This window comes from Pseudomonas sp. GW823-FHT06E10, assembly GCF_058794995.1.
The window spans coordinates 181,233-191,982 of the sequence record NZ_JBXAHJ010000014.1 but is presented as its reverse complement, the minus strand read 5'-3'; the positions used below and the strand labels follow the sequence as shown (position 1 = coordinate 191,982).

Below are 10,750 nucleotides of genomic sequence, written 5' to 3'. Positions count from 1 at the left end.
GGCTGGTGTGGTGTTCGGCACCAGGCTCTCGAAGTTGCCGCCGGTGGTGCCGGTGATCGTGGTGCTGACGGTGCTGCCGTTGACATAAACATCATTGGCCGCAGTCGGGACGTTCACGCTGCCGCTGGTCTGGCCCGCGTCGATGGTAATGACCGAGCCGTTGCTCAAGGTCACGATCATCGGCGTGCCGGCCGGGTTGCTCAGGGTCGCGGTGTAGGTGATCTGACCGCCTTCGGTGATGTTGCCGGTGGCGGTGAGGGTCAGGCCGGTGTTGTCCACGGAATCGGTAATGGTGGTCACGGCTGGCGTGGTGTTCGGCACCAGGTTTTCGAAGTTGCCGCCGGTGGTGCCGGTGATCGTGGTGCTGACGGTGCTGCCGTTGTTAAAGACGTCATTGGCCGAGGTCGGCACGTTCACGGAGCCGCTGGTCTGGCCGGCGGCGATGGTGATGGTCGAGCCGTTGGACAGAGTGACGGTTACTGGCGTCTGTGCTGGATTGGTCAGGGTCGCGGTGTAGGTGATCTGGCCGCCTTCGGTGACGGTGCTACCGGCCGTCAGGGTGACCGTGGTGGTGTCGAGGGTATCGGTGACCTGGGTCACGGCCGGGGTCGTCGGCGGCGTCACAGTGATGCCGCTGCCGCCGCTGGTGCCGGTGACAGTTACATCGATCTGGGTCGCGTCGTTATAGACAGTGTCGTTCGCAGCCAATGGCACGTTGACGGTGCCGGTGGTCGCGCCTGCGGGAATCACGATCACGGCGCCGTTGGACAGCGTGACAGTCAGGTCGGTCAGTGGTGCCTGGGTCAGGGTCGCGGTGTACACCAGCACGCCACCGGCCTCGGTGATGGTCGGCGTGGCACTGAGGCTGAGGGCTGACTCACTCGGGGTATTGGCGTTGGTATTAGCGTTGATGTTGGCGTTGGTGGCCTGGTCACCCGGGATTTCCAGAGTCGTTTGCCCGGCAGTGTTGATACCCGCAGTCGGGAAGCCGATGGTCGGATCGACGCGGCCAGCGGTGGCGTCGAGCATCACGGAGCTATGACCACCACCGACGGTACCGCCAGAACTTGCGGCAACCGGGCCGGCAGCGGTGGCTTCAAGGTCTTTTGTCGGGTCGGCACCGGCAGCAATGGCCTGTTGCAGCTCTTCTACCGAAGGCGCGGCTTGCGCGGTGGCGGCTGCCAGGTCAGTGCTGGAGTCTGGAGCGTCAGCGCTCCACTGGGTGTCACGACCCAGATCCAGGGTGCGGCCATCGGCCAGTTCCAGGGACACGGCGCCGGAAAGGCCAGTGTCGATCTGGTCGCCGGCAAACAGTTTGTCGCCTTCAACGAGAACGCGGCGGATGCCCTCGGGGGACACCACGAAAACCTGACCAACAATGCTTTTGATGATGGCAACAACACTGCTCATTGAAGACTCTCCGGGTTGTCACGTTCAGTTGACTTCCATGGACCTGATGGCATTTGTCTGTGCCGACCAGTCTGGACGTACATTGCAAAATAGATGCACAAATTTGACGCATCAAATCGTCAATATATTGGCTATATTTTTTCATTATTAACTTTATGCCAAACTATTGACCTTCTTCGAGCCATCCTAAACAATCGTCCCAGTAATGTCACATTGATATTTCAGCTGTGACTCGTCCTCGGTATGTGATCCAGTTCCGCTTTTTGAACTTTCCGACATACGGTCATTCCGCTTGCCATCTTTCGACGCAGCGCGTTCTTTTGCTGTGATTCAAGACAAGAAGTTCTGGGAAATTCCTACAATGCGTTCGCCTTTGTTCATGGCAATACCTTTCGTCCTCGCCGCGTCTTTTGTGCAGGCGCAGTCCTTACCAGAAGCCATGCAACAAGCGCTGGATGTCCATCCGGAAGTTCAGGCGGGTGTCAACAGTCGGTTGGCTGCGGATTATCAGTTGAAGGCTGCAAAAGGTGGATATTTGCCACGGGTCGACCTGCTGGGCGGTTATGGTCGTGAAGGCACCGATAGCGTGACGACGCGAACGGACGGCAGCAACAATCACTGGCAAACCCTGAATCGCAGTGAGTCAAATTTACGTCTGACCCAAATGGTTTTTGACGGTTTTGCGACGTCCAGCGAAGTAGGGCGTCAACAAGCCACTGTCAACTCCCGCGCCTACTCGCTGCTGAGTACTTCCGAGCGTACCGGGCTGACCGTGGCTCAGGTCTATCTCGACGTGCTGACTCGTCGCGAATTCGTACGTCTGGCCGAGGACAACCTCAAGAGCCACCAGCGCATTTACGACCAGATCCAACTGCGCACCCAGCGTGGCGTCGGCAGTGGCGCCGACCTTGATCAGGCGGAGGCGCGGATGGCCCAGGCGCGCAACAACCTGATCACCGAGCAGACCAACCTGGCAGACGCCGAAACCAACTACCTCTCCGCTGTTGGCCAGATGCCCGATCAACTGGAACGCCCGGCGAGTTTCATGGCGCTGATGCCGGCCAACCTGAATGAAGCCCGTGCGCAGATGCTGGAAAACAGTCCGATCCTGCGTTCGGCCGAATCCGATATCGCCGCTGCCGAGAAGCAGTACGACACTGCCAAGTCGACGTTCTACCCGCGCTTCGATGCTGAGTTGGGTCGCTCCGCGGACAACGACATTGATGGTCAGAACGGCCACAACAACGAATGGCAGGCCATGCTGCGCATGCGCTTCAATCTGTATGCCGGCGGCAGCAACAAGGCCGATCTGGAATCCAAGTCCTACCTGTCGAACCAGGCGCTGGACATCCGCAACAACGCCCTGCGCCAATTGAATGAAGAGCTGGGCCTGGCCTGGAACGCCCTGAACAACGCCAACGCGCAAGTGCCGATCGCTCAGCAATACGTCGACCACAGCACCGCCGTGCGTACCGCTTACCAGCGTCAGTTCAGTCTCGGCGAGCGCACCCTGCTCGATTTGCTCGACAGTGAGAACGAACTGTTTTCCTCCTCCCGCCGTCTGGCGGAGATCAAGAACATTCAGTTATTTACTCAGTACCGAATCAAGGCGACCATGGGCGAATTGCTCAAGAGCCAGGGAGTGGTCGCACCATTGGCATCCGTTGTGCAGAACGACATGAAGCCCAAGGTCCAATTGCCCGGTATGAATTAAGCAGGACCTTCATTGTTCAATTGTTAGCCAAGAGTGCCGAGCGTGGAATCAGAAGTCAGTCGGGTTCAACTCATCCATGATCCGCGCGCGTTGCATGACGATCCGTTGCTGGATGGTCTGCTCGCTCTTTGCATGCTGCACCAGAAACCTGCCAGCGCGGCAATGCTGACCACCGGCCTGCCGCTGCCCGAGCAACGCTTGAGTGTCGAGTTGCTGCCTCGTGCGGCCGCTCGCGCGGGGCTGCAAGGTCGGGTGCTGCAACGCAAGCTGGAAGATATTCCGGCGATCGCGATGCCAGCATTGTTGTTGCTCAGGGACGGTCGAAGTGCCGTCCTGCTCGGCTGGCAAGGCGAAGATCAGGTACGGGTGCTGCTCAGCGAAAGCGACGGCGGTGAGTCCCTGGTCAGCCGTGACCTGTTGGCCGATGACTACACCGGCAAAGTCTTTTTCGCCCAGCCGCAGCACAAGTTCGACGTCAATCACGGCACGCTGATTCCGCGTGCGCGCTCGTGGTTCCGCGACACCCTCAAGCGTTCGCGCTGGTTGTACGCCGATGCCATCGCCGCCAGTTTTCTGATCAACATCATTGCCATGGCCGCGCCGTTGTTCGTGATGAACGTCTACGACCGTGTCGTGCCAAACCAGGCCGAAGCGACGCTCTGGGTGCTGGCACTCGGCATCACGGGCGCCTACCTGTTCGACCTGATCCTGAAAAGCCTGCGTAGCCTGTGCCTGGACCTGGCCGGCAAGAAAACCGACCTGATTATCTCGGCCACGCTGTTCGAGCGCATCGTTGGCATGGCCATGAAATACCGGCCGGCGCGGGTCGGCAGCTTTGCCCAGAACATCCATGAGTTCCAGAGCCTGCGGGACTTCCTCGCCTCGCTGACACTGACCAGCCTGATTGACCTGCCGTTCACAATTCTGATCTTTATCGTCATCGCGATCCTTGGCGGGCATCTGGTTTGGATACCGGTGCTGGCATTCCCGATCGCCCTGGCCATTGGCTATGCCTTGCAGAAACCCCTGGTGGCGACCATGGAACGGACCATGGCGCTGGGGGCCGAGCGTCAGTCGAGCCTGATCGAGACCCTGGCCGGCCTGGATGCGGTGAAGGTCAACAACGCCGAAAGCGAACGCCAGTATCAGTGGGAGCAGACCATCGGCACCCTCAGTCGCCTTGAGTTGCGGGTGAAAATGCTCTCCGGCCTGGCGATGAATATCACCTTGCTGATCCAGCAACTGGCCGGCGTGATCATGATCGTCTTCGGCGTGTACCAGATCATCGACGGTCACCTGAGCATGGGTGGCCTGATTGCCTGCTACATGCTCAGTGGTCGTGCGCTCAGCCCGCTGGCGTCACTGTCCGGGTTGCTGACTCGTTATCAGCAGGCGCGGGTGACCATGACCTCGGTCGACCAGATGATGGAGCTGCCCCAGGAGCGCAATTTCGAAGAGCGTCCGCTCAGCCGCAAGGTGCTGCAGGGTGGCATTGAGTGCCGCCAGCTCAACTTCACCTACCCGCAACAGCAGAATCTGGCGCTGAAGAACATCAACCTGTCGATCAGTCCCGGCGAGAAGGTCGGCATCATTGGCCGAAGCGGCTCGGGCAAGAGCTCGCTGGCGAAGTTGCTGGTGGGGCTGTACCAGCCGGATGACGGCGCGTTGTTGGTCGATGGTGTGGATATCCGCCAGATCGACGTCAGCGAGCTGCGCTACAACATCGGCTACGTGCCCCAGGACATTCAGTTGCTCGCCGGCACCTTGCGCGACAACCTGGTTTCCGGTGCGCGGTATGTCGAGGACGAACTGGTGCTGCAAGCCGCAGAACTGGCCGGCGTCCACGAGTATGCGCGCCTGCATCCGCAGGGTTATGAGCTGCAAGTCGGCGAGCGCGGGCAGAACCTCTCCGGCGGTCAACGGCAAAACGTCGCCCTGGCCCGTGCATTACTGCTCAACCCGCCGATCCTGCTGCTCGACGAGCCGACCAGCGCCATGGACAACACCGGCGAAGAGCGCCTCAAGCAGCGCCTGGCAGCGGTGATCGAAAACAAGACCATGGTGCTGGTAACGCACCGGGCATCGTTGTTGTCGCTGGTGGATCGCCTGATCGTGGTCGACCGCGGGCAGATACTCGCCGACGGCCCGAAAGCCGCAGTGATGGAAGCGTTGAAGAAGGGGCAGATCAGTGTTGCTTAAGTTGGGTAAGGGTTCGATCCGTCGCTACTTCAAAGGCTCTGCTTCACTTCAGGGGCAGCCGCTGCCGGAGGTCAACAAGGCGCTGATCGAGGATGCGCCCCGCGTGGTGCGGCTGACGATCTGGGCGATCATCGCGTTCTTTGTGTTCCTGATGCTCTGGGCCAACTTCGCCGTGATCGACGAGGTGACCAAGGGCGACGGCAAGGCGATTCCATCGTCGAAGATCCAGAAGATCCAGAACCTTGAAGGCGGTATCGTTGCCGAGCTGTTCGTCAAGGAAGGTCAGATTGTCGAAGCCGGCGCACCGCTGATTCGCCTGGACGACACGCGATTTGTTTCGAACGTCGGTGAAACCGAGGCCGATCGGTTGTCGATGCTGCTGCGGGTCGAGCGCCTGAGCGCCGAGGTCGAAGATCGTCCGCTGAACTTCCCCGAGGATGTGCTCAAGGCCGTGCCGGGTCAGGCCAAGAGTGAAGAATCGCTCTATATCAGTCGTCGCCAACAGTTGCACGATGAGATTGGTGGCTTGCAGGAGCAGCTGATCCAGCGCCAGCAAGAGCTGCGCGAATTCACCTCCAAACAGGCGCAGTATCGCCAGCAATTGGGCTTCCAGCGTCAGGAAATCAGCATGTCCGAGCCGTTGGTGGCCCAAGGCGCGGTATCACCGGTGGAAGTCCTGCGCCTCAGGCGTGCCGAAGCGGAGACCCGTGGTCAGCTCGACGCCACCACGCTGGCAATTCCACGAGCCGAATCGGCAATCAAGGAAGTGCAGCGCAAGGTCGATGAAACCCGTGGCAAGTTCCGTAGCGAAGCCCTGACCCAACTCAATGAAGCGCGCACCGACCTGAACAAGGCCCAGGCCACCGGCAAGGCCCTGGAAGACCGGGTCAGCCGGACGCTGGTCACTTCGCCAGTGCGGGGCATCGTCAACAAGTTGCTGGTCAATACCATCGGCGGGGTTATCCAGCCGGGCAGCGACCTGGTGGAAATCGTACCGCTGGACGACACCTTGCTGGTCGAGGCGAAGATCCGCCCGCAGGACATCGCGTTCCTGCACCCGGGGCAGGAAGCGACGGTGAAATTTACCGCCTATGACTACACCATCTACGGCGGGATGAAGGCCAAGCTGGAGCAGATCGGTGCCGACACCATCACCGATGAAGACAAGAAGACCACCTACTACATCATCAAGCTGCGCACCGACCGCAGTCACTTGGGCACCGACGAAAAACCATTGCTGATCATTCCGGGGATGGTGGCTTCCGTGGACATCATCACCGGCAAGAAGACCGTGCTGAGCTACCTGCTCAAGCCGATCATCCGTGCGCGGGCCGAGGCGCTGCACGAGCGGTAATCCACCTTCGGGGCCACTGGCCCCATCGCGAGCAAGCTCGCTCCCACAATGGATCTGTGTTGAAACGCAATTTTTGTGTTTCCTCTGACCCTGTGGGAGCGAGCTTGCTCGCGATAGCGTCCGCCAAAACACCACAATCCTGTCAGAAAGTGACAAATAACGTCACACAACGATTCCTCCATTCCCTTAGCAATCGCCATATCGTTATTCGTTAACGGTATTTAAATTTCAATTCTTATATCTATAAAGTCAATCTCCTGCGTACCTGTCGACCAATCGGCGCGCCGCACGACACGAACCAACACGGGACCTCCGTGAGTTTCTGATCGACGCGCGCGCCTTTGAGCGTGCCGTGCGTGGGAGTGATTTATGTCTGCAGCTTCAGCTTCGCCAAGCATCGCGCCACAATTCTTTGAAGTCCGCCCGTTCAGCGGAGCGGTGGGCGTCGAGATCATCGGTCTCGACCTGTCCCGCCCGATCAATGATCAGGACTTCGCCCGTATTCACCGCGCGCACCTGGATCATCACGTGGTGGTGTTCCGCGACCAGCGAATAACCCCTGAGCAACAGATCGATTTCAGCCGTCGTTTTGGCGTGTTGCAGATCCATGTGCTCAAGCAGTTCCTGCTGGCAGGGCATCCGGAAATCCTGATCGTCTCCAACATCGTCGAAAACGGCCAGAACATCGGCCTGGGTGACGCCGGCAAGTTCTGGCATTCCGATCTCTCCTACAAAGAACTGCCGAGCCTGGGCTCGATGCTGCATGCCCAGGAGCTGCCGTCAGAAGGCGGTGACACATTGTTCGCCGACATGCACAAAGCCTGGAACAACCTGCCACTCGCGTTGCGCAATGCCGTTGAAGGTCGCTCGGCCGCGCACTCCTACACCGCGCGTTACAGCGAGACCAAATTCGAAGGCAACTGGCGCCCGACCCTGACCCCGGAGCAACTCGCCCAGGTCGCCGAAGTCGTCCACCCGGTCGTGCGTACCCACCCGGAAAACGGTCGCAAGGCGTTGTTCGTCAGCGAGGGGTTCACCACTCGCATCGTTGGCCTGCCGGAAGACGAGAGCCAGCAACTGCTGACCGAGCTCTACGCCCACAGCGTGCTGCCGCAAAACATCTACCGCCATCAATGGCAGCCCCATGACCTGGTGTTCTGGGACAACCGTTCGCTGATCCACCTCGCCGCCGGATGCCCCAGCCATCTGCGCCGCAAGCTATATCGCACCACCATCCAGGGCGACGCGCCTTTCTGATTTGTCGGAGATCTGATCATGTCCAAACGTCTTCCATTCGCACCGCTGGCCGCGGCCATCGGTCTGGGTTTCAGCCTGATCGCCGGCAGCCTGGTGGCACCGACCGTGGCCCACGCCGAAGGTGAAATCCGCATTGCCGAACAGTTCGGCATCGTTTACTTGCTGCTGAACGTGGTGCGCGATCAGAACCTGATCGAGAAGTACGGCAAGCAGGAAGGCATCGACATCAAGGTCGACTGGACCCAGCTCTCCGGCGGTGCAGCGGTCAACGACGCGTTGCTGTCGGGCTCTATCGACATTGCCGGCGCTGGTGTTGGCCCGCTGCTGACCATCTGGGATCGCACCCACGGCAAGCAGAACGTCAAGGCCGTGGCTTCTCTGGGCAACTTCCCGTACTACCTGGTGAGCAATAATCCCAAGGTCAAAACCATTGCCGACTTCACCGAGAAAGACCGAATCGCAGTGCCGGCGGTGGGCGTGTCGGTGCAGTCGCGCTTCCTGCAATACGCGGCGGCCAAACAGTGGGGTGACAAGGACTTCAATCGCCTCGACAAGTACACCATCGCTGTTCCACATCCTGATGCCACGGCTGCGCTGATCGCTGGCGGAACCGAGTTGACCGGGCACTTTTCCAACCCGCCGTTCCAGGATCAGGCGCTGGAAAATCCCAACGTGCACGTGGTACTGAACACCTATGACCTGCTCGGTCCGAACTCGCCGACGGTGCTGTTCGCCACCGAGAAATTCCGCAATGAGAACCCGAAAACCTACAAGGCATTCATTGACGCGCTGACCGAAGCGGCCACGTTTGCCCAGAACGACAAAGGCGCAGCGGCGGACACTTACATCCGCGTTACGAAGGCCAAAATCGATCGTGCGGCGTTGCTGAAAATCATCGACAACCCGCAGTTCGAGTTCAGCGTCACGCCGAAAAATACCTACCCGTTGGCCGAGTTCCTGTACCGCGTTGGCGCGATCAAAAACAAACCGGATTCGTGGAAGGACTACTTCTTCCAGGACACCAAACCACTGCAAGGGAGCTGACCGAAATGAACGCTCCTTTGCAAGGCCACACGGTCAGCAAACCGATCGCGGCAGCCCAGGCGCTGCTGTCGGTCGATAACGTCAGCCTCGAATACCGCACTCCGCAGCGCGTGGTGCGGGCGACCCATCAAGTCAGTTTCGAGATCGATCCGGCAGACCGCTTTGTCCTGCTCGGTCCGTCCGGATGCGGCAAGTCGACCTTGCTCAAAGCCGCCGCCGGCTTCATCCAGCCAGTGGAAGGCGAGATCCGTCTGCAAGGTCAGCGCGTCGATGCGCCGGGACCGGACCGGATCGTGGTGTTTCAGGAGTTCGATCAACTGCCGCCGTGGAAAACCGTCAAACAGAACGTGATGTTTCCGCTTCTGGCTTCGAAAACCCTCAAGCGCAGGGAGGCCGAAGAGCGAGCGCTGCACTATCTGGAAAAGGTCGGCCTGGCGGCGTTTGCCGATGCTTATCCGCACACCTTGTCAGGCGGGATGAAGGCACGGGTTGCCATCGCTCGGGCGCTGGCGATGCAGCCGAAAATCCTGTTGATGGACGAACCCTTTGCTGCGCTCGATGCCCTGACCCGGCGCAAGATGCAGGAAGAATTGCTGCTGCTCTGGGAGGAGGTGCGTTTCACCCTGCTGTTCGTCACGCACTCCATCGAAGAGGCACTGGTGGTGGGCAATCGCATTCTGTTGCTGTCACCCCATCCGGGACGGGTGAGAGCGGAAGTCCACAGCCACCAATACGATTTGCACAGCCTCGGCGGTGTGGCGTTTCAGGAATCGGCGCGACGTATTCATCGACTGTTGTTCGACGAAGGTCAATCACCGCAAGCCGAGCATGAACTGGATTTCGCTGACATCCGCATCGCTTATTGAGCCAGTTGAAAGGAGGGCCCGATGAGCCATTTATCATCCCCGCGTGAAGAATTCGAAACCGTATTGCCGCCACTGACCAGCGTGCCGCTGGAGCGCGAACTGCCCCTCGGCCAACGCCTGTGGCAACAGGGCTGGCTACGTAAAAGCCTGATCCTGATTTTGCTTGCCGTGCTATGGGAAGCGGTTGCCCGTTATCAAAACAACGACCTGCTGCTGCCGAGTTTTGTGCAAACCGCTCACGCGCTTTACGACGGCCTGCTCAGCGGCGAGTTGCTGGGCAAGGTGTGGATTTCTTTGGTGGTGTTGCTCAAGGGCTACCTGATCGGCATCGTCCTGGCGTTTGCCCTGACCACGCTGGCGGTGTCGACGCAATTCGGTCGTGATCTGCTCAGTACCCTGACCTCGATGTTCAATCCCTTGCCGGCCATAGCCCTGCTGCCGTTGGCGCTGCTCTGGTTTGGATTAGGCCAGAACAGCCTGATTTTCGTGCTGGTGCATTCGGTGCTCTGGGCGTTGGCGCTGAACACCTACGCTGGCTTCCTCGGCGTCTCGGAAACCCTGCGCATGGCCGGGCGCAACTACGGCCTCAAGGGCATGCGCTTCGTGCTGTTCATCCTGATTCCGGCGGCACTGCCGTCAATCCTCGCCGGGCTGAAAATCGGCTGGGCGTTTGCCTGGCGGACCTTGATTGCTGCCGAGTTGGTGTTTGGTGCGACCAGCGGCAAAGGTGGGTTGGGGTGGTACATCTTTCAGAATCGCAATGAGCTGTACACCGACAAGGTGTTTGCCGGGTTGGCGGTGGTGATTCTGATTGGGTTGCTGGTGGAGAATCTGGTGTTTGATTCGTTGGAGCGGGTGACGGTTAGACGGTGGGGGATGGTGCGGTAATGAGGGCTAGCGTCTGAG

The 10,750-nt window shown here is 59.6% G+C and carries 8 protein-coding genes; 7 read left to right on the top strand and 1 reads right to left on the bottom strand.

All coding sequences use genetic code 11. The features are described from left to right. A partial coding sequence (locus AC1Q6Y_RS21915) for a retention module-containing protein (protein ID WP_492625153.1) occupies positions 1 to 1,410 on the bottom strand: 1,410 nt, incomplete at its 3' end. A gap of 361 nt (positions 1,411 to 1,771) precedes the next feature. Between AC1Q6Y_RS21915 and AC1Q6Y_RS21910 the strand changes: the two genes are divergently transcribed. The 7 genes from AC1Q6Y_RS21910 to AC1Q6Y_RS21880 all read left to right on the top strand — a co-directional run bounded on the left by AC1Q6Y_RS21910 (position 1,772) and on the right by AC1Q6Y_RS21880 (position 10,732). Further along, complete coding sequence (locus tag AC1Q6Y_RS21910; RefSeq protein WP_057712553.1) at positions 1,772 to 3,124, top strand: TolC family outer membrane protein; 1,353 nt, start codon at positions 1,772 to 1,774, stop codon at positions 3,122 to 3,124. A gap of 42 nt (positions 3,125 to 3,166) precedes the next feature. Then, positions 3,167 to 5,323: a type I secretion system permease/ATPase gene (locus AC1Q6Y_RS21905; RefSeq protein WP_057712552.1), complete on the top strand. Its 2,157-nt coding sequence runs from the start codon at positions 3,167 to 3,169 to the stop codon at positions 5,321 to 5,323. Further along, positions 5,313 to 6,677, top strand: a complete 1,365-nt coding sequence (locus AC1Q6Y_RS21900; RefSeq protein WP_492625152.1) for an HlyD family type I secretion periplasmic adaptor subunit — start codon at positions 5,313 to 5,315, stop codon at positions 6,675 to 6,677. Before AC1Q6Y_RS21905 ends, AC1Q6Y_RS21900 begins: the two co-directional genes overlap by 11 nt. Positions 6,678 to 7,046: 369 nt before the next feature. Continuing rightward, positions 7,047 to 7,934 (top strand): TauD/TfdA dioxygenase family protein, encoded by an 888-nt coding sequence (locus AC1Q6Y_RS21895; RefSeq protein ID WP_492625151.1) that lies wholly within the window; start codon positions 7,047 to 7,049, stop codon positions 7,932 to 7,934. 18 nt (positions 7,935 to 7,952) lie between these two features. Further along, entirely contained in the window at positions 7,953 to 8,978 is a 1,026-nt protein-coding gene (locus AC1Q6Y_RS21890; protein WP_090452381.1) for an ABC transporter substrate-binding protein, read from the top strand. Between the two features lie 5 nt (positions 8,979 to 8,983). After that, positions 8,984 to 9,844: an ABC transporter ATP-binding protein gene (locus tag AC1Q6Y_RS21885; RefSeq protein WP_057712548.1), complete on the top strand. Its 861-nt coding sequence runs from the start codon at positions 8,984 to 8,986 to the stop codon at positions 9,842 to 9,844. A 21-nt stretch (positions 9,845 to 9,865) separates the two neighbouring features. After that, entirely contained in the window at positions 9,866 to 10,732 is an 867-nt protein-coding gene (locus AC1Q6Y_RS21880; protein ID WP_057712547.1) for an ABC transporter permease, read from the top strand. Positions 10,733 to 10,750 lie beyond the last annotated feature (18 nt).